Origin of the sequence: Methanolacinia petrolearia DSM 11571 (assembly GCF_000147875.1) — an archaeon.
Lineage (GTDB): Archaea > Halobacteriota > Methanomicrobia > Methanomicrobiales > Methanomicrobiaceae > Methanolacinia > Methanolacinia petrolearia.
The window spans coordinates 2,011,749-2,029,372 of record NC_014507.1 but is presented as its reverse complement, the minus strand read 5'-3'; the positions used below and the strand labels follow the sequence as shown (position 1 = coordinate 2,029,372).

Sequence of the window (17,624 nt, the reverse complement as noted above, 5' to 3'; positions counted from 1 at the left end):
ATTATATCTCCTCGACATCGACGATTGTAAGCGGAATATCTCTCAATGCCTTTCCTACAACCGATTTCGCGATCCTTTTCGCGTGCTCTTCCGATTCGGCTTTATAGACCTTCATCTCAAGAGCCAGTCCTACAAGAGCTGTAGTCCCCACGATCAGGGCGCTGCTCATCTCCTGTTCACAATAGGGGCAGGCCAGCTGCCCGATCTCAATCTCAACAAATTTAGCACTTGGATTCAGGCGTTTTCCAGCCTCGCTTATAGCGATGCCGATTGCGTCGTCAAGGGATTTTACATCCTTCAAAATCCATGCCGCATCCAGTGTCACAAGATAATCGGTCATAATCAACAACTACCAGGTATCATTATGTATATGTTCCAAAACAGGCATCCTGCCGGTTTTCTTATGCGGCATCTTTCCTTTCCCGACTGCAAGCAGGGCCACGGGTCTTGCATGCTGTGGAAGATCGAGGATTTCGCTTACCGCCTCATCGTCGAAAGCGCCGGTCCAGCATGAATGAAGCCCGGCTGAATGTGCTGCGAGCATCATGTATGTGCATGCAATGGAGGCGTCTTCTATTCCGTAAAGAATTCCTCTCTCGCCGTACTGCGACATCGAACGCACGTAATTGGCGCAGACTGCAAGGATGACGGGGGCGGTAATCAGGTGCTCCTGACCGAACGCCGCATCGGAGAGATCTTCCTTTATGCTTTCGTCAGTGACAATTACGACATCCCACGACTCCCTGTTTCCTGCACTGGGTGCCGCAGATGCACATCTTATAATAAATTCGATCTCTTCGTCTGAGACTTCTTCAGGAGAAAACTCCCTGACCGAAGACCTTCCGGAGAGGAATTCATAAAATTCAGACGAGTTCATTTTCAGAGAGTACCTGCCATGAATTCTGTGCAGGTGTTGTGCATTCGGTTACCGCTTTGCTGATCTCGAGTGTCGCCCTTTCGAAGTCATCGAATTCGATGAACTGTTTGGCGTTGTCAAGCAGCCCCGAGGCGTTATTAAATTCAGCCTGACCGGTCTTTCCGTATCCTTCCCCTAGTTCCGACTGGACGGATTCAATGAAGATCGTGAGTAATTTCTTTGCCCCGGATTTTTCTGCCCCTTTGAAGCCTTCGACGAGGGCTAGCATCTTTGAAGCGGTTATCAGGTTTGTTTTGGCTCTTTCGGAAAAAAGATAATTCATTACTGCCTGTTTTTTCTGTGTCATTTCAATTCGCCTAATATAAATAAAGGGATTTAATTCTTAAGAATTATTTGCCCTTAGCACCCTTTATCGAAGACTGGGATCTCTTGATGCGCCTTCTGCAGCGCGGATCGTGCACGGGGCCTCTTCCGCGTGCTGGTCTTCTGCCGCCGCGTGGTCCTCCGCGGCCTGTGTCCTGGGTCTTCTGTGTTGCTCTTCTGAGCTTCGAACCTGACTTAAAGCGCTGGTTGGGGCCGGGCTTCTTGTAGTTTGTCTCCTTCTGGGGTACAAGCCTTACCTGACCGCCGACGCTCTTGATCTGGGTCCATGCTGTGATTCCTGTTTTTCCCATTTATTACACCTCTTAAGTCTACTGGACGATTGCGGCCTTTGTATCAGTTCCCTTTGATTTGATCACTTCAACACGGCGGATGGGGTGAAGCTTCTTTACGATCTTGAAGACTTCGCGGGAGATGTCGCCCATGACCATCTCTTTTACGAACTGGTCGTAGGTGAGTTCCGCTGCCCTTGCAACGACATATTCAGTCACTGCTTTTCTGATTGCATGCGCCTGGCTTGCATCTGCACGGTTAATCGTGAAGCAGCTTGTGGTTACGCGGATCTTTCTTTCGTCCTTTGTTGTTACCTGAACAATGCTGTCTATCCTTGATGTGCGGCGCTTGACCATTGCACGAAGGTAGTCTTTTGTCAGTTCATGCCCGACGAAATCGGAGTATGCGGAATCTCCTGCAACATTTGTGATCCTGAATCTCATCTTGATGTTCTGCTTGGAGTAATCCTGAACCATCTCGCCGAGTGTCGTCTGCATTACGCGCCCGTTGACTTTCTCGGGCTCGTTTGCGATTGTATCGCCAAGGTACGCCTTGTCAAAGTAGTCGGGAGCGTATACCTTGTACCAGCTTTTGGCTTTCCAGCCTTCAACTCTTCTTCCAACTGATTTTCTTCTTGGTGCCATTAATTCACCTCTGTTTTCTCTGATTTTCCTGTAATCCTGGATTGATCTTCGTTTTTATTTCCCAGACTGCAGATATCCTCTGCAACCGAGAGATTCATCAGATAATCGTCGACCGATGCGATAACCGACCTCAGTTTCTCTCCCCTGATCTCGCACACCACGTTGTTTCCGTCTGCCTTCGTCTCCATGGAAAGGAGATTGTCCGCTGACAATGATTCCGCGATGCAACGGGCATCGGTATGTTTTGAGACTATTCTGCCGGAAATTTGCATTATGCAAGCGCCTCCTCGATGTTTTTGATGAAAGGCATAAGCTGATCTTCTCCGATCTTTGCTCCTGCACGCGATCTATGGCCGCCTCCGGTGCCTCCTGCAGACTCAGCTGCCTCCTTCATGACTGTCGATAAGTCAATGTTGATTTTGGCAGGACAGCGGGCCGATACGGAATAGTTTCCATTGATCTTTGCTATTGTGAGCACGGGTACGTCAAGCAGTCCGTCTCTTGCAAGAACATCTGCCACACTGCTTGATACGGACGGATTCTCGATCTTAAAGATCGCCGGACCTGCTTCGTTGTATCTTTTTGCAGATGCAATCGCCTCGATCGTTTCGAGCCTGTGCTTTAATGCAATCTCCTTTGCCTCATCCACGGTTTCATCGTTTCTCATGCATAGCATCGCTGCAAGACCTCCTCTTCCGGAGAGTCCGCATGATTCTGTTACCGATGCAAGCGTGTGGGCATCGTGGATTACCGCCCGCTGGAGTTCCCATGTATCTCCCCACAGGGAGCACATCGCTCTCTCGTTGTTTGCGGAGGCTGTCTCGAGGACAATTGCCGACAGGAGTTGTTCGTATCCGTTTTCGCTGTCGTCGAAGAATTTTTCGACCATCTTTTGAGCTTTTTCAGGGTTGCCGCTGATTCCGGGCAGGTAAGGGTCTGTTGCCGTGTATATCTTTTCGGTTATGTCGTCCCCTGCAAGAGGGATTCCCCGTCCCGGGGTTATGAACTGGTTTGCAATTCCTTCGTTCACGATCCCTGCGTTTTTGCCGGCGATCTCCTGGTGGTCTCCGATCATCCCGAGCAGTGCGAGACTGCACAGGTCGCGGTTGTCTCCCATATGATCTGCGACCATGTAGGCGACCGCTGATGCGGCGAGATCCAGTTCTCCGTCTATTCCGAAAAGACGCGGGTTGATATGGTACTCTCCATTGAAACACGGAATGTGATGATCTATTACCACCGTGTCTTCGGGCAGGTCTTCCATGGATGATCCTAGGTCGCAGAGAACAGTAATCTCGTGGCTCCTGATATCTTCCGGTTTTATCCCTGATTTTATGCTGAGGTGAAACTTCTTTCCCTGCCTGTAGAGTGCGTGGCATATTATCGAAGCTGCGGCTATGCCGTCTGCATCGTGGTGCCCGAACACCCTTACATAGTCGGATTTTTCAAGTTTCTCAGCAACAAGGCCTGCCGATGTTTCAATGGACATATATCTTCGATTATCCTGATGCTACGATTATCTTGATAACAGGAACTCTGCTGTATCCGGCTTGTATGTCCAGTCTTTTGGCATCTTGCCGGATTTTGCGTAGTACTTCCCGAGTCTGCGAACCTTTGCTTCGGTGAGAAGGAGCTGTCTCTTGTTGTGGATATCCTTCTTGTTCTCATCGAGATGTTTGCGCATTCCGAGAGCCTTAACTATAAGGTTCCTGAGGTCTTCAGGGATCTCGGGCGCAAGTCCGTTCTCTGCGAGGACCTGTTCGATCTTCTTGCCTGTTGCAAGTTTTACGCTCGGAACTCCGTATTTGTCACGCATTACGAGCCCAATGCCTGCACTTGACATTCCTTCCTTTCTAAGATCTATGATGGTTTTTTCGATCTCTGAGGGGTCCTTGTTTGACCATTCTGGTGCCTCTGTGCGGAGCGGACGAACCGAACCGGATTTTCCGCGCCGACGGGCATGCATTCTTGCCATTTTTCACCACCTTATTTTTATTTCGAAATCACTGTGTGATTTCCGGCAAACATCGCATGAAAGAATCTTTTCACGCGTGTTTTGAAGATAATTTCAGCGAACACGAAAATATTGTCCGCAATGTCATGTAAGTCCACAAAAAGAGCCATAACTGACCTTTTTGTAATCCCAAAGCCCTGGATTCAGGGCAGTGCCGTCTCAATTCGGTCGGGCACGTCGGACTTACATAAGCCAGCACGATAGAAATCAGTGCTTCATATATATTTCAAATAAGTGATAATAAAACAATCGCATGGGGGTTGCCTGGTGGTGCCAACGATCTCCATAAATAAGATTTATCTGATAAAAACAACAACAAATAATTCTGCATCAGCAGCTGTGCGATAATAGTCTAGCGGTAGGACGGTGGCTTCCCAAGCCTCTGACTCGGGTTCGAATCCCGGTTATCGCATTCTTTTCTGTATAAAGTGTTCCTGATTATTTTTTCTGAAATATTATGCAGGGTCTGTGTATTATAAAGTGCCATCCTGTGCCTGTCACAAAAAAAGTTATTGATATATTTGGTTATTGAATTGCTGTGGTGTCATAGTGATTCTGATTGTTACTCTTCTGGTCTGGTTTTCACAATTCTGGTCTAATTGAAACTGCACCGATTATTCTGTCTTTTATTCTGCGATTTCTTTTACATGAAAATCACGTTGTGATTTACATGAAACAGTCCATGAAACCTTTGTTTCATAAACGTTTTTTGGAATTTGTCTTATGTAACAATTTTTTATAGTGTCATAAATTATGCCGGGGATTTCTTGAGGTCACCTCCTTTTTTTTATTCTATCATCCGGTTGTAATATTTGATTTATGTGAGAGATCTGATAATATAATCAAAATGTAATACTGACGTATCGGAGTGCATGTAATCGGGGTTGTTCGTTCAGTAAACGACGCCGGACTTCTAATAAGATGACTGAAGTTGTCAGCTCTTAACCTGATTACTATGCATCATTAAATAAAAGCGAAATCTCTCACAGAAATCACTTACATAGGAGGCATAAAAGATTGTTGTATCTCGAATCGGAGAGTGATCAAATGAATAAAAGTTTAATCGGAATAAAATGCCTCCTGGTATTATTTTTATTAATATTCATGGGAGGGATCGTCCAGGTTTCTGCTGACGACAAAATAATCGTCAAGGAGATACCTGATGAATTTTCACAGAACGATTCTATGAGAATATTTGTGGAGACGACATATCCGGCGGGATCTATTATATGTTACAATTTCACACTGGTGACTTCGTATCCTCATCGCGGTAGACTGAGCGGTCATGGTGGTCAGTGGAGCAGGACACGACTTTCGGAAGGTCAGAGCACATTATCGAAAAAGATATCTCTGAAAGAACATATCCCGGGAGACTGGAAACTGGCGATTTGGGAGGAGGATCATAAAGACCAGGAATACGTGAAGATGATCCATATCTTCCCTGACACCTCGATTTACGGAGTTATCCAAAGTTCCGGAAACCCGGATATATGTAGGGGAACCTCAGTTTCAAATCCCAAGTTAAGGCTTGATAATGAAGAAGACGGTGTGAATCTTGCAAAAGGGCAGGCTCTTAATCTGATCGGCGAAGCCCCTGCCGACTCCGAAATAGGAGTATGGATATATTCAGATACAGTCACTGATGATTTCCCTGTTTATAAAAAAATCAGCGCTGACTGCAACGGTAATGTCGATGGAGAGATTCTTTCGGTCTTTGACTCATATACCCTCCCACCAGGGGAATATTTCGTGTATGCAGTACCCGAGGATTCTGGTTTGACTGAAGAAACCGAAGCTCCTGCCGGGTATTCAGATTTCGAAGATGAACTTGACGCAACGAAAGGCGTAAATTACCAGAAATTCGATTTTAATGCGGAAGATCCGTGGATTAGTCTGTGTTCTGACGAGGAAATCATGGCGGTTGCAGGGACCGTCCTTACATTTGAAGGTGAGACAAATCTCAAAGATCAGACTCTACTCGAAGTATTGATAAATCCTACGGCTGTAGACCAGGATAATTTCGGGAACCTGATCAAAAGAGGTATCCGGGTTGAAGATAACGGGCCTGTAAATAAGTGGAATTATACTATCGACACGTCCGGCCTGGGGGCAGGAGAATATTTGATTTCGGTGGAAAGCACCCAGGGCCTCGGTAATGTATCCTGCCTCTTCAACGTCTTTGATGGTAACTACTCGGTGGAAGATCCGGGTGAAGGCCGGGTTTCGGTGACATCCTATGTAGTGGATAAGAATACTAAAGATCTAAAGGCAATTTCCGGTTCTCCGGTAACGAAGATAATCCCCTCTGCAATGAGGTGGTCGTGATATGAGATCTAATATCGCGGGAAAATCAACTGAATTTTCGCCCGCATGGAATCCCGGAAATACCATCAGGGGATTTATTGCATTTTTCCTCCTGTGCCTAATCGTATCGGTATCCTCCGCAGGAGTTATAACCGAAGATTCTCTATATTCGGAGAATTGCTATATTTCTCCAGGTTTTGACTATGAAGTCGGGTTATATCCGGATATTACAAAGTCGGACGGCGTTCTTGCAAAGGATCAGAAGTTCACGGCGACGGTGACGGGAGAGCCCGGATCGGAGATAGGCATATGGTTGTACAAGGCCGGAGCTGTCGGAAATCCTGATAAAAATGTATACGTGAAGTACAGCGTCGGGAGCAACGGCAGGCTTGATGGCAGCGGCGTGATCCTTGATGACACTCAGGCTTACAAGCTGCCGTCGGGAAGATATTATCTTTATTTCGTTGACGGAAAATCCGGGCTGGTTCAATCTGATAATTTCCCTGAATCGAGCGATGAATTCGAGAAGGAACTGAAAGATGACGGCAGCCCTTACCTTAAGCTTGAGATGTATTCTGAAGTACCCTGGATTCGCTATGACCAGAGTACTCTGCCGGACATTACGACAGGTGAAGAGCTGGAGTTGTCCGGGACCACGAATATTGCATCAGGAAAGGATCTGATCGTCTCGATTGGACCTACAGCCCTTGATGATCCGTATTTCAAGGACCAGATCATCGAACGGACCGGGATTATTGAGGGCGATCCCTACAATACATGGGAGCAGAGTATCGATACGTCCGGCCTGGGGCCCGGGGAGTATATGGTTGTCGTAGAGGGATCTGATGTAGATTCAGATGCAGTAACGACATTCAACGTCTATAATGAGAGTTATTCGGTGACCGATAACGAAGATGACGACCTCGTCGTACAGACATATGCGGTAGACCCCGATACAAAAGACCTGTCCGGAGATCAGGTCCCCGATTCCACACCGGATAATGCAGGTGATAATTCCGGAAATATGCAGCAGAGCCCGGTAGAGACGGCATATCTTGTTTCCATGATCGCTTTTGTAATCGCAGTTGCGGGCTATCACAGGAGGATGAAATGACCGGGATTATGAAAAAAATCACTATTATCCTGTTAATCATGGTATTAATTCTTGTATGCCCCTGCTGCGCTCAGGAGATCTCAGATGCCGAACTTATCTCGCTGGGGGATGTTGCGAGATATAACTCCATAGTCTTTGATAATGATGTAGTGGCATGGCTCGAATATGATCTGGACCAGAACCGTCTTCTCCAGAGTTCGATTCACAGGTATAATATATCCACAGGTATGCAGGAGCTCGTGGTTGCTGACCCTTCAGGTAAGTTCAGTCTTGACTTTTCAGGCGACAGGTACGTATGGTCCGACCAGAGAGGGATATTCCTGTATGACGAATCGGAAGGGGAGATTACATTTCTGTATTCGAATAATTCGCAGTATTCACCGGTGATCGACGGTGATATCATAGTCTGGGTGGAAAAGATCGATGACAAGAGATCAATACTCAGGATATATAACATCTCCACAGGCGAATATAGTGAAATATCCGGCGGGATGTTTGATTCATTTGATTATCCGGCGATATCCGGGGACTGGATCGCTTTCATCAAAACGGATGTCTATGAAGGGACGATGGAACTTTGTCTTCATAACCTGAACGAACAGAACGGTTATATGTCATTCACAGGAGCAGAGGTTCCGGTTGTTTATCAACCCCCGTCAATCGACGGGAACCATGTTGTATGGACAGGCATGAATGACGACGGCTATTATAATACATTCCTTTACGACATCGATACCGGGAAATCCGACATTGTTTATCCTTCGGATTCGGCACAGTTATGTCCCGATATTTCCGGAAACTATATAGCCTGGCTTGATTTGGGATCATACCCCAGTAATCTCCCCTGGGGCGGGCATCTGTTTGTCCAAGATCTCGACTCCGGAGTCACCAGAGAGATATCTCCCGATTCAAAACAGGAGTTTCCTAAAGTTTCGGGTGATTATGTTGTATGGCTGAATGCACGGGGAGATGATCACGAGATATATCTTCACAGTTTTTTAGATGACGGGAGAGATTTTTTGAGTGATGACGAGGACGGCATCGACGATGCAACTCCAACTCCTCTCCCAACCCCTTCAACCAAAGTTCGTTTTTTCAGCAGCATCCGGGAAGGAGATACGGACTGGTACTCGCTTGTCCCTACTGAAATTACAGAACAGCTGTCTTTTGAACTTAGGTGGACTGAGAATTCTTCAGAATTGTCATTGTCTGTTGTAAGCCCTTCGGGCAATATGTGGATCTTTGACGATGATGCTGACGGCAATGATGATTGTGCAGTTCGCATGACAATCTCGAACATCAGTGATGATCTTCTGAATTCAGGCAGGTGGACAGTTGCCGTTACCGGAAAAAAAGTTCCCGGAGATATTGATTACGATATCTGCTGGTATTAATTATTTAAGTTCTAATGGATTTTTTTGGTTATCCTGGTATTAATTGTCAGTAAAAACTGCCTTTAAAAATGTGGATGTCCTGCCAATTTTGATACAGGTCATAGAGTCCGTTTATGTTAAATCAGTAATTATTCAATTTTAAATGCTTTATTAATTCAGTCAAAATATTTGATATTTTGGATATGCTCATTTCATGCGGGGACTTGAGGCAAATAAATCCGAAATATGTGTTGTGTGTTGCACAGAAGTAATCTTCTTCTCCCGGTAAGGTGTTATGAATAGAATACAAACCTGTCAAATATAAATGGGATAATCTCAAAAAATGAGATTATTTTGCCCTTTTCTCAAGTGATTTAAGAACTGTGGGAAGGATCTCGGCGATAGGTCCGAAGTTCATTGAGTCTGCAGTTCCAAGGAATACACCCGGGTCAAGGTTCTCTTCAAGGTTCTTTATGCCTACCTTCTTCATATAGGCGGTGATCTGTTCCAGTGATTCCGTCGCCATCATCTGGCTGAATCCGGCAGGTGCACCGAGAATATTCATAACGGCATCACGGTATACAAGCAGTCCGGCGTAGGTTATAGCGGTAAGTGCTGCACACATGTCGCATACCGGCCCGATAAGTTCTGCAGGAAGTTTGAAGGCATGTCCGCGGGCTTTCTTTCCAAGTTCGTATATTGTATTGATAGCTTCTTCTGAGGCATATCCTTCCGCGATGTAGACCTGGCCCTTGTTCTCAGGAACTGAGCCGGGGTGATAGGATGTAACTTCCACCTTATCTGCGATACCGAGTTCCTCGAATATCTTATAGAAAAGGGTTGTCGGAATCGTACAGGCGTGGGTGATTATTGCTCCCTCTTTGATATCTCCTGCGAATTTTTCTATAATGCCTTTCTGCATGTCGCCTTTTGGCAGCCAGGTGATTATCAGGTCTGCATCACGTACTGCTTCCCTGTCGTCAGTCGTTACCTTCAGGCCTAGGTCTTCGGGATGAACAAAGTGTATGGCGCCCTTCGGGGGTTTTGGAACTGTCTTGGCGAGTTCGTTAACCTTCTCCCTGATCTTCGGCATAATCGTTTCGGGATTGTCTTTGTGGGCTTTGATGACTTCATTGTAATCGAAGTCCTTCACAACAGTGAATTCACCGGCAAATGACGGATCCGAGATGACGATATCGTCTATTCCAGCCAGGTATTTCAACTCTGCAGCCATGGCAATTGTGGAGTGCGTCATCGCTATCTCCGGTTTGCCAACTTTTTCCGCAACTTCGCATGCTCTTGCAAAGTTGGTGATTCCTGTTGCAGCATGTGTTCTGTAACATCCTGCTCCCAAGATTGCAACTTTTTTAATGGTCATAACTATACCTCTCGATATCACATTAATCAATTATAATCTAATTTCTTTAGATTTTATTTAACTAATGTAATATTAATTTTTATTATTTGAATAAATTGTAATATGAGTTATTACATTTATTTCAAACAATATGAAAAAGTGCACTTTAATTGATATAAATTTTTTTATTTGAACCTGAGAAATGTAGGGCTGGTTAATAACCAGTGACCGAAATCAATGCATATCAGTATTATCTGTTCACAGACAGGGCACCACAGAATTCGTATAAATCAATCATCCGTTGACGTGATTAAAAATTGAAATTTAAATGAGAGTTATGGCATCATTCAGATTTTTTGAGATCTTATTTGAGATGGAAGGGATTGTTGTACATACAATTGCTGTTTCAGAATTTTTATAAGCGGCATTGTCATCTGAATTCCCGGTGTATATATTCGCCTTCAATTCGGACTGAAGATTTTCCACAGAAATTTTTTCAACCCATGGATCGATGTCACTGATTGTGATCTGGTCAACATAACCTTCAAGTTCCTTTGCAATGACCCATGATGCAAATCTGCCGCCGAGGAGTGCAATGCTATCCCCGATCTTTCCTTCTTCGGCCATTTTTCTTATGTCATGCACCGTTCTTTTAACAGTTACTCTTTCGTAGATCGGAGTCGAAGGCAGGCACACCCAGTGTGCGTCTCCAACCGGTGCAAAACCTATTTTTCGTGGATAAACATTGACAGGGTCTACTACTTTTACAGCACGTGCAAGTGATTCGAGTTCGTCTTTTTGGATTGGCGCTTTTGTAAGGTCTTCCTGAACCTCTTCCTTAATAATCCGTATTATCCTGGGAAGACCGAATTTTCCCCTTCTTGCTGTGCCGGGCGAATAGCCGCACATATAACCGTGATGATTTTTTGGGAATCCTGTAATTATTCCATTTAATCCTGCACGAAGACCTACACGGCATTCGTCTTCATAGGCTCCGTTGGTTACGACAATCTTCCCCGGTACAAGAATTCTTGCCATGGCAATGGCACGTGCGAATGCATCAAGACGGTTTTCAGCCAGATTGAAAGGTCCGCCTTCGATCACGAACACGTCGACCCCCATATCTATTGCAGTGGTAAAACCTTTGATGAGATCTTCATACCCGTCGCCGACAAACATGATCGCTTCAATTCCCTTACCATATTTTTTTCCGAGCTGTGCAACTTCAATGGCTTCGTCCAGAGGCGCAGCGTGCCCTTCGGCGCCTTGTATGCATGTGAGGTTTATTGCAACTGATGATGAGAGTTTAATCCATTCGTCTTTTTCGCCCAGTGCATCTTCTTCCTTATCAATGAGCCTGGAATGTATCCTGTCCCTCGGGCATCCGTCAAAAGGAGGCCCTTCATTGTAGCACTGACCCCAGCATCCGGTTATGTCCTTCGGGAATCTCATCGGGCCGAATTTTCCGAAGTGATCGAGGTCAAGAGGAACCTCGGTGTTTTCCCTTACTTCTCTGAACAGATCGATCCCTCTCATTCCGTTTGCTTCGGCGATATCCGCGAAGGCATATGCACAAACGTGAATCGATGCACCTATTGAATCGGAGAGGATGCTGTTGCCCAGAATATCTATTTTATCGAGATCGGAAGCACATGTTCCAACAAGTATTTCAGTAAGATCGCACCCGAGTGGGAATCTTTTGAAGTTCATACCCAGTTTCATAGCCTCATCACGGTCGAGCCGTGAGACGGCTTCGACTATTTCAGCAGGACTCTTGTCCATTTTTGACAATTCCCACGCTGCGTAGGGATCGAGAACGGCTTTTTTTACTAAGTCATACATTTTTACACCTGGTTATTTCTCTAAAGTAAGATAATATATAAAATTTAAATTACTTATTCATATGTTTTATTAAAATTGTATTAAAAAATAATTGAAATACTTATGACTGTATGTGGCAGATTTCAGCGAAATTACTCTGCAAATATGGCAGTTTAATTTAAAGGATGATTTTATGAATAGTTTTCAATTAAAATTTTTTCAAGGAGTACAAAGGCTTCTTCTATACCGGATTCCTGTCTCTTCATAATTATATCCGCACCGGATGTCCTGAGATCTGCATAAACGCCGGAGGAGCCGGTAAGTACTGTTCTTTCATCTGCAACGGCGATCGCACCTTTTCCGATCCCTGCAGTACTGCCGATTCCGATATCAGCTCCTGTTATTGATCTGACGGCTTCCGCCATCTTCACTGCCATAATTTTATCCTTTTCATCATTGTATACCTTGATCCCGTCCAGCAGATCGTCAGGTTCAAGCGGTTCGAATCCGAGTATGCTCTTCACTCCTGAAAGAGTCGGTATAAAAAGCGATGCAGTTAATGAAAGGCGTGACGGTTCAAAGTTTAGCGTATGGCTGATATTCATATAATATCCGCGTGAGATGGCATGGATCTCCAGACCGATTCTGCCATGGGTGAAACATTCGGCGGTGGCTATCCTGATCATCTTTTATCCTTCAGGGTTTTCAATATCTCCGAAGTCATGACGATAGCTGTTTTCTCGAGAATTGCCGGTGTTACAGGTTCCCAGTCCCTGATCAGCTTTCCCGTTCCGACAAGGAGATGATTTTCATCGATCCCATATTCTCTAAGACCGCTTACAATGGGGTTGCCGGGATCTCCTTCACTGATATCGGTTGCTTTTATCTCCTCGTGTCCCAGCCCGAAAACGCCCATCGTGCTGATTGTAGATATCCCTTTTTCATGAGCTTTTTTTATTATTCCGGCCGTTAACGGCAGAGTATTTCCTCCGGCGATTTCGATGCAGACTACGTCCCCGCGTATAAGGTCAAGATTATCTCCTGAAATATTCCGGTTTATCCCTTTAACTTTTTTTGAGTTATCCGGCCCTGCAAGTTTTTCAAAGAAATCAACCTTGTATTCACCGGGTTTTGCTCCCAGGATTTTGAATACGAGATCATCGTCAGAGATCTTCTGGCCGTCGATTGCAGTTATTCTTTCAGGTCCGCCCCGGTGAACTTCGATGAGGTTAAGCCCGGTTCTGAAGCCAAGCCTTCCGAGGCCGATCAGAGTAACTTCTCCACGCGGGACTTTTTTTCTCTCCAGATCTTCAGTGTTTTCTTCTTTTTCCAGTGACATTCTCTCATCACCCGGTACCTTATAACAAATTTAAATGTTTCCGCGATTTCCGGAATAATACTCCCACGGAACTTTTGTATCTATGATCTCAGTTTCAATCCCAAGCTCGGTGATCAGTTCCCGCAGCCTGTATAATCCCGGGACTTCAGTAGCATGATGGGTTGCATCTATAAGCACGAGTCCTGAATTTTTTGCCAGTATGGCCCCGGGATGTGTAAGATCACCTGAAAGGTAGAGATCTGCACCTTCTTCATCTGCCATCTCTATGTATTTTGGATTAAGACCAAAACCCGGTATTAAACAGATTTTGTTAATCTCAGTATTTTCATCGAAATTTACTACTCTGAGTGTATTTAGTGAAAGTTTTTCCTTAACGGTTTTGCAGAATTCAGGCAGCGGAACAGGCCCTCTTTCGAATGTCCCTATCCTTCCTAGCCTGGCTTTCTTATCAAAAACGTCATGAACGGTAATATTCAGGCAGTCGGCAAGTGCGTCGCATGCACCGCCGGAAACGATGTCCCAGTTTGAGTGGATCACGTATGAAGGAATTTTGGGCTTGGTCACCGGCGGGTGGTGAAGAACAAGAAGATCATAGGCATCATAATCTATTTCAATCCCCTTTTGAACCGGAATATAATCCATCATCATAAGGATTTTATTGACATCCAGATCTTCTGCAGATTTTGTACCGAGATACCCGACGGTATCATATGGGAACGCCAGTGACAATGGAACCTTTCTTTCGATCTTCCAGAAAAGTAATTTTGCTTTAATTATAATCACCTCTAAAATCCAGAATAGTTGAATTAATTTTTTTGAGATTGCTGTCAATGATCTCATCGCAGTCCGTTTCAATGAGAGAAGATACTGCCAGTGCTTTCTTATCCAGGGTTTTAAGGAATTTATCCGGATTTTTTTCCTTGAAAAGTATTCTCTCGAAGAATTCCATATTCGTAGTGCTGTATAATACTCCGTTGATTTTATTGGCATCATTCATCGATCTGCGAAGAGTATCTATTGTGAGTGTCATGGTTCCCGATGTTTTGGAATTGAGTCCCGATGTCCATAAGATCCCTTTATTTTCAGCTTTTGAACTTCTTAATAGCTGAACACTTCTGTTAAACCTGTTCAGGAAATTGTCACTGCCTTCGGAGCAGGGATTTTCAACAATGAATACTTCGGGACTATTCAGCATTTGCAGTTTGTCTGGATCGATCCCGCCGAACCCTGAAGTGTCTATTATCATGTCGTAATTCCGGCTTACAGCCTCATCAATATTGCAACTGAAAGTTACATCGGGATCAAGAAGATTTTTGATTTCGGAATTTATATCGAGAACAGTTACTTCTGATTTTTTTGAGAGAGCTTTTGAAAGACCGGCTCCTGTAAGGTATGCACCTATTACAAGGACGTTCTCCGGGCAGATCCCATTTTCGTTCATCCACCGGAGCAGGGCATCTGATTTTTTTTCCGTGATTCCATCAACGATGTTACAGATTGTATATTTTGAAAAAAAAGTCCGCACTGTCCTGGTAATACCGTATTCAGAATTATTCTTTGTCATGAATTTGCTACTCCCGGCCGCTTATGTCGAAACCTATTCTTGAAAGTGCATCGGTCATTTCGTCTTTCACCGCCTGATAGACCGTTTTCCCGTGAATATGATGCGATGGGGAGATAGAAGCGGAAAGCAGTCTTCCTTTGCAGTCCACAATGACAAGCATGGAGCCTGATCCCGGAACTCCCAGTCTTCCCCTTGCAATTATGAGGTCGGCATCTGTCATATCAAGCGCCATTAACGCTTTTGTTACTGCCGGCATCCGGCTGACGTCACAGCTGTCCGTGTGAATATTTAGGTGACCGGCTTTTGGGAGATCCAGTTCATCCAGAACTTCGTTTACGGCTGCAACTTTTTCATCATTGCAATTCGGAATTACAATCGTTTTTGAATTGAGGATGTATTCCCTGATCCCTTCTGTTTCCTCTCTTTTGTCTCCCCTGCGTATTCCGGTCGAGGATTCAATGCAGGCCTTCGAAATGAAATCTTCCAAATTCATCTGATCACCTCTCTTATCGATCAGTCGTGCCGGACTACATGGCCGACCGTGATTGTTTTAGTCATGTGATATTTTTTCGGCCCCGGCTGCGGTTTGAGGGCCATTTCCCTGATAACTGCAAGAACATCTTTCAATGTTCCGCAGACCGGGGATCCCACGCCCTTTATTTCGACCGGGTAGTTCTCCGGAATTACAGTTGCAAGATTGTCTGCGCCTGCCATCAGGGAAAATTTCACATTTTCCGGCCCAATGGTCGGCGTGGGGACGGTAATACGGATATCAGGGAATAAAATTCTTGTTATTGCTATGGTTATCATCTGTTCCCTGAGCGGGCACGGGGGGTGATTCTCCATCGGGGTTCCTTTATACGGGTTAAAGCCCATGATCGGAATTTCTCCGAGCCCTTCAATCGTTCGTAAAAAATTCAGGTGATTAATGCGATCTTCATGCGATTCACCCAGTCCGATGAGAAGTCCTGAAGATAATTCGATCCCGGATTCCGATATCATCCGGCATGCCTTGATCCGGTTATCCAGTACTTCTCCGGGTTTTAGATCGTTGAATATAGCTTCGTTTATTGTTTCAAGATTGCAGCAGACGGTGTCGGTTCCCAGATCCTCAAGTTTTCTTAATATATTTGAGTCGAAATCAAAACCGACGTTGACGAGAAGTTCAAGTGAAGTTTCCTGTTTTACAATTTCTGCGGCCCTTACTGCCTGTTCTCCGTGATATCCGTGTGCTCCCGAGCAGCTGACTCTCGGTATTCCTGCCTCCTCGATTATTTTTGCGGATTTCAGGATCTCCTCATTGGTTTTGGAGAACGGCCTGTAATACCCGGCTGTGGACGTTCCTGCTGCAAAACCACAGTATTTGCATTTTGGAGTGATATAACAAAGATTTGTTATATGTATCGTAGATGTAAGCTTTATGAATTTTCTATTATCCCTGCTGATATTGAAGGCTGTTTCAATGAGTCGGGCAAATTCTTCATCATTTGCCGGATTAAACAACTGTATCAGCTCTTTTTTTGCCGGTTCTTTTCCGTTTTCAATCTTTGATAAAATATCTGTAATCATTGTCAGGGCTCATAATAATTAATACAATTATCTTATTAATTATTCATATTAAAATTTATTTTTTTATTACTACTTCTAGAACTGTTGTTTTGTAAAGTTATTTGTGCTGATCTTTCTTTGACAGGTGAGATCTAAAAGTTGAAAGTGTCTGACTGATTTTTGGCAGATCTTTCATAGATTATTAACAATAATTTAAATTATTGTATCATTTAATATTAAAATAATAAAAAATTTTAATACTAATTATGAATATTTAATGATTATACAAAGATCAGGCCTGATAAATATGCTTTATCCTGAAATAGTTGTTGCAGGATGTGGGAATCCTTTGTTTGCCGATGACGGATTTGGTCCTGCGGTAATTGAAGAACTGAAGAAAGCCTTCCTTCCCGGGAATGTAAAGGCGGTGGATGCCGGTACTGCCGGTCCGGATTATGTTTTCAGTATGCTCGATCCACGGGAGACAAAAAAACTCATAATCATTGATATAGTTGATTTTGGATCTGCGCCCGGCGAAACAACACTGATAAAATTTACCGACATGCCCCGGAACAGAATTCATGATGCAGAACCCGGCGGAATTTCTGAATCGCTTCAGTCGATTAAGGATTATATTGAGGTGATTGTAATCGGGTGTCAGCCCAAAAATGCTGTTAAGCTAACGATGGAGATTGGTCTCTCCCATGAAGTTCGAAAAGCAATTCCGAAGGCACTCAGGATGGTGTTTGATCTTGTAGGTGTGGATTACTGTAGTTCATGTAAGTTCTTTACCATGCATTCTGCAATAAAACAGTGCGATTATTGTATTGCGGGTTTGTAAGGGTTGGAATAATTTTCGTTTGGAAAATTTTAACAATAAGTAGTAATATTTATGCGCGCAATTATTAATAACAGATCATAAATTTTAAATTACATATATGTATTAAATGACAAATTTTAAGTAATATTTTTTTAATTAGTAATAAAAAAGTTATCAAAATAACTAACTTTTATA

At 44.2% G+C, this 17,624-nt stretch carries 20 protein-coding genes and 1 tRNA gene; 5 read left to right on the top strand and 16 right to left on the bottom strand.

What is annotated here, in order from left to right:
• Position 1: 1 nt before the first annotated feature.
• Genes MPET_RS10175 through MPET_RS10140 form a run of 8 tightly spaced genes read right to left on the bottom strand, consistent with a single transcriptional unit; the run spans position 2 to position 4,150 of the window.
• Positions 2 to 340 (bottom strand): DUF555 domain-containing protein, encoded by a 339-nt coding sequence (locus tag MPET_RS10175; protein ID WP_013329940.1) that lies wholly within the window; start codon positions 338 to 340, stop codon positions 2 to 4.
• 9 nt (positions 341 to 349) lie between these two features.
• On the bottom strand, positions 350 to 877 hold the full coding sequence (locus MPET_RS10170) for a nitroreductase family protein (RefSeq protein WP_013329939.1): 528 nt from the start codon (positions 875 to 877) through the stop codon (positions 350 to 352).
• Positions 864 to 1,223 carry a hypothetical protein gene (locus MPET_RS10165; protein ID WP_013329938.1) on the bottom strand — a complete coding sequence of 120 codons (360 nt, stop codon included), beginning with the start codon at positions 1,221 to 1,223 and terminating at the stop codon, positions 864 to 866. Before MPET_RS10165 ends, MPET_RS10170 begins: the two co-directional genes overlap by 14 nt.
• 43 nt (positions 1,224 to 1,266) lie before the next feature.
• The gene (locus MPET_RS10160; RefSeq protein WP_013329937.1) at positions 1,267 to 1,551 is read right to left on the bottom strand and encodes a DUF5350 domain-containing protein; all 285 of its coding nucleotides are present in this window, start codon (positions 1,549 to 1,551) and stop codon (positions 1,267 to 1,269) included.
• An 18-nt stretch (positions 1,552 to 1,569) separates the two neighbouring features.
• The gene (locus tag MPET_RS10155; protein ID WP_013329936.1) at positions 1,570 to 2,175 is read right to left on the bottom strand and encodes a 30S ribosomal protein S3ae; all 606 of its coding nucleotides are present in this window, start codon (positions 2,173 to 2,175) and stop codon (positions 1,570 to 1,572) included.
• Positions 2,175 to 2,447 (bottom strand): KEOPS complex subunit Pcc1, encoded by a 273-nt coding sequence (locus tag MPET_RS10150; RefSeq protein WP_013329935.1) that lies wholly within the window; start codon positions 2,445 to 2,447, stop codon positions 2,175 to 2,177. The genes MPET_RS10155 and MPET_RS10150 overlap by 1 nt, the downstream gene beginning before the upstream one ends.
• Positions 2,447 to 3,664, bottom strand: a complete 1,218-nt coding sequence (locus MPET_RS10145) for a single-stranded-DNA-specific exonuclease RecJ (RefSeq protein WP_013329934.1) — start codon at positions 3,662 to 3,664, stop codon at positions 2,447 to 2,449. The genes MPET_RS10150 and MPET_RS10145 overlap by 1 nt, the downstream gene beginning before the upstream one ends.
• Before the next feature lie 27 nt (positions 3,665 to 3,691).
• Positions 3,692 to 4,150: a 30S ribosomal protein S15 gene (locus MPET_RS10140; protein ID WP_013329933.1), complete on the bottom strand. Its 459-nt coding sequence runs from the start codon at positions 4,148 to 4,150 to the stop codon at positions 3,692 to 3,694.
• A 380-nt stretch (positions 4,151 to 4,530) separates the two neighbouring features.
• Between MPET_RS10140 and MPET_RS10135 the strand changes: the two genes are divergently transcribed.
• The 4 genes from MPET_RS10135 to MPET_RS10120 all read left to right on the top strand — a co-directional run bounded on the left by MPET_RS10135 (position 4,531) and on the right by MPET_RS10120 (position 9,001).
• Positions 4,531 to 4,601 (top strand) — tRNA-Gly (locus MPET_RS10135).
• Between the two features lie 635 nt (positions 4,602 to 5,236).
• Positions 5,237 to 6,514, top strand: a complete 1,278-nt coding sequence (locus MPET_RS10130) for a hypothetical protein (protein ID WP_013329932.1) — start codon at positions 5,237 to 5,239, stop codon at positions 6,512 to 6,514.
• Position 6,515: 1 nt separating this feature from the next.
• Positions 6,516 to 7,607 (top strand): hypothetical protein, encoded by a 1,092-nt coding sequence (locus tag MPET_RS10125; protein ID WP_013329931.1) that lies wholly within the window; start codon positions 6,516 to 6,518, stop codon positions 7,605 to 7,607.
• A complete protein-coding gene (locus tag MPET_RS10120) occupies positions 7,604 to 9,001 on the top strand; it encodes a hypothetical protein (protein WP_013329930.1) in 1,398 nt (465 codons plus the stop codon). The genes MPET_RS10125 and MPET_RS10120 overlap by 4 nt, the downstream gene beginning before the upstream one ends.
• Before the next feature lie 328 nt (positions 9,002 to 9,329).
• Here MPET_RS10120 and hmd read toward each other — a convergent pair whose 3' ends face one another.
• From hmd to hmdB, 8 genes are all read right to left on the bottom strand, one after another.
• A complete protein-coding gene (gene hmd, locus MPET_RS10115) occupies positions 9,330 to 10,358 on the bottom strand; it encodes a 5,10-methenyltetrahydromethanopterin hydrogenase (RefSeq protein ID WP_013329929.1) in 1,029 nt (342 codons plus the stop codon).
• A gap of 303 nt (positions 10,359 to 10,661) precedes the next feature.
• Positions 10,662 to 12,179 (bottom strand): 5,10-methenyltetrahydromethanopterin hydrogenase cofactor biosynthesis protein HmdC, encoded by a 1,518-nt coding sequence (gene hmdC / locus MPET_RS10110; RefSeq protein ID WP_013329928.1) that lies wholly within the window; start codon positions 12,177 to 12,179, stop codon positions 10,662 to 10,664.
• Positions 12,180 to 12,349: 170 nt separating this feature from the next.
• The gene (locus MPET_RS10105; protein ID WP_013329927.1) at positions 12,350 to 12,844 is read right to left on the bottom strand and encodes a UPF0254 family protein; all 495 of its coding nucleotides are present in this window, start codon (positions 12,842 to 12,844) and stop codon (positions 12,350 to 12,352) included.
• On the bottom strand, positions 12,841 to 13,497 hold the full coding sequence (locus MPET_RS10100; protein WP_013329926.1) for a hypothetical protein: 657 nt from the start codon (positions 13,495 to 13,497) through the stop codon (positions 12,841 to 12,843). The genes MPET_RS10105 and MPET_RS10100 overlap by 4 nt, the downstream gene beginning before the upstream one ends.
• Positions 13,498 to 13,527: 30 nt before the next feature.
• A complete protein-coding gene (locus MPET_RS10095) occupies positions 13,528 to 14,280 on the bottom strand; it encodes a Nif3-like dinuclear metal center hexameric protein (protein WP_013329925.1) in 753 nt (250 codons plus the stop codon).
• Complete coding sequence (locus MPET_RS10090) at positions 14,267 to 15,061, bottom strand: DUF1188 domain-containing protein (protein ID WP_013329924.1); 795 nt, start codon at positions 15,059 to 15,061, stop codon at positions 14,267 to 14,269. Before MPET_RS10090 ends, MPET_RS10095 begins: the two co-directional genes overlap by 14 nt.
• A 7-nt stretch (positions 15,062 to 15,068) precedes the next feature.
• Positions 15,069 to 15,554: a DUF3236 domain-containing protein gene (locus tag MPET_RS10085; protein WP_013329923.1), complete on the bottom strand. Its 486-nt coding sequence runs from the start codon at positions 15,552 to 15,554 to the stop codon at positions 15,069 to 15,071.
• A gap of 20 nt (positions 15,555 to 15,574) precedes the next feature.
• A complete protein-coding gene (gene hmdB / locus MPET_RS10080) occupies positions 15,575 to 16,630 on the bottom strand; it encodes a 5,10-methenyltetrahydromethanopterin hydrogenase cofactor biosynthesis protein HmdB (protein WP_013329922.1) in 1,056 nt (351 codons plus the stop codon).
• A gap of 286 nt (positions 16,631 to 16,916) precedes the next feature.
• On the opposite strand from hmdB, the gene frhD reads away from it, so the two are divergent.
• Positions 16,917 to 17,450 (top strand): coenzyme F420-reducing hydrogenase, FrhD protein, encoded by a 534-nt coding sequence (gene frhD / locus MPET_RS10075; protein WP_013329921.1) that lies wholly within the window; start codon positions 16,917 to 16,919, stop codon positions 17,448 to 17,450.
• The last annotated feature ends 174 nt before the right edge of the window (positions 17,451 to 17,624 follow it).

Excerpts from the sequence above, each read along its gene's own strand:
- MPET_RS10090 (WP_013329924.1), bottom strand. The coding sequence starts at position 15,061 with ATGACAAAGAATAATTCTGAATACGGTATTACCAGGACAGTGCGGACT.
- hmdB (WP_013329922.1), bottom strand. The coding sequence starts at position 16,630 with ATGATTACAGATATTTTATCAAAGATTGAAAACGGAAAAGAACCGGCA.
- MPET_RS10105 (WP_013329927.1), bottom strand. The coding sequence starts at position 12,844 with ATGATCAGGATAGCCACCGCCGAATGTTTCACCCATGGCAGAATCGGT.
- MPET_RS10085 (WP_013329923.1), bottom strand. The coding sequence starts at position 15,554 with ATGAATTTGGAAGATTTCATTTCGAAGGCCTGCATTGAATCCTCGACC.
- hmdC (WP_013329928.1), bottom strand. The coding sequence starts at position 12,179 with ATGTATGACTTAGTAAAAAAAGCCGTTCTCGATCCCTACGCAGCGTGG.
- MPET_RS10120 (WP_013329930.1), top strand. The coding sequence starts at position 7,604 with ATGACCGGGATTATGAAAAAAATCACTATTATCCTGTTAATCATGGTA.
- MPET_RS10165 (WP_013329938.1), bottom strand. The coding sequence starts at position 1,223 with ATGACACAGAAAAAACAGGCAGTAATGAATTATCTTTTTTCCGAAAGA.
- MPET_RS10140 (WP_013329933.1), bottom strand. The coding sequence starts at position 4,150 with ATGGCAAGAATGCATGCCCGTCGGCGCGGAAAATCCGGTTCGGTTCGT.
- MPET_RS10175 (WP_013329940.1), bottom strand. The coding sequence starts at position 340 with ATGACCGATTATCTTGTGACACTGGATGCGGCATGGATTTTGAAGGAT.
- MPET_RS10125 (WP_013329931.1), top strand. The coding sequence starts at position 6,516 with ATGAGATCTAATATCGCGGGAAAATCAACTGAATTTTCGCCCGCATGG.
- MPET_RS10145 (WP_013329934.1), bottom strand. The coding sequence starts at position 3,664 with ATGTCCATTGAAACATCGGCAGGCCTTGTTGCTGAGAAACTTGAAAAA.
- MPET_RS10170 (WP_013329939.1), bottom strand. The coding sequence starts at position 877 with ATGAACTCGTCTGAATTTTATGAATTCCTCTCCGGAAGGTCTTCGGTC.
- MPET_RS10130 (WP_013329932.1), top strand. The coding sequence starts at position 5,237 with ATGAATAAAAGTTTAATCGGAATAAAATGCCTCCTGGTATTATTTTTA.
- MPET_RS10150 (WP_013329935.1), bottom strand. The coding sequence starts at position 2,447 with ATGCAAATTTCCGGCAGAATAGTCTCAAAACATACCGATGCCCGTTGC.
- hmd (WP_013329929.1), bottom strand. The coding sequence starts at position 10,358 with ATGACCATTAAAAAAGTTGCAATCTTGGGAGCAGGATGTTACAGAACA.
- MPET_RS10155 (WP_013329936.1), bottom strand. The coding sequence starts at position 2,175 with ATGGCACCAAGAAGAAAATCAGTTGGAAGAAGAGTTGAAGGCTGGAAA.
- frhD (WP_013329921.1), top strand. The coding sequence starts at position 16,917 with ATGCTTTATCCTGAAATAGTTGTTGCAGGATGTGGGAATCCTTTGTTT.
- MPET_RS10160 (WP_013329937.1), bottom strand. The coding sequence starts at position 1,551 with ATGGGAAAAACAGGAATCACAGCATGGACCCAGATCAAGAGCGTCGGC.
- MPET_RS10100 (WP_013329926.1), bottom strand. The coding sequence starts at position 13,497 with ATGTCACTGGAAAAAGAAGAAAACACTGAAGATCTGGAGAGAAAAAAA.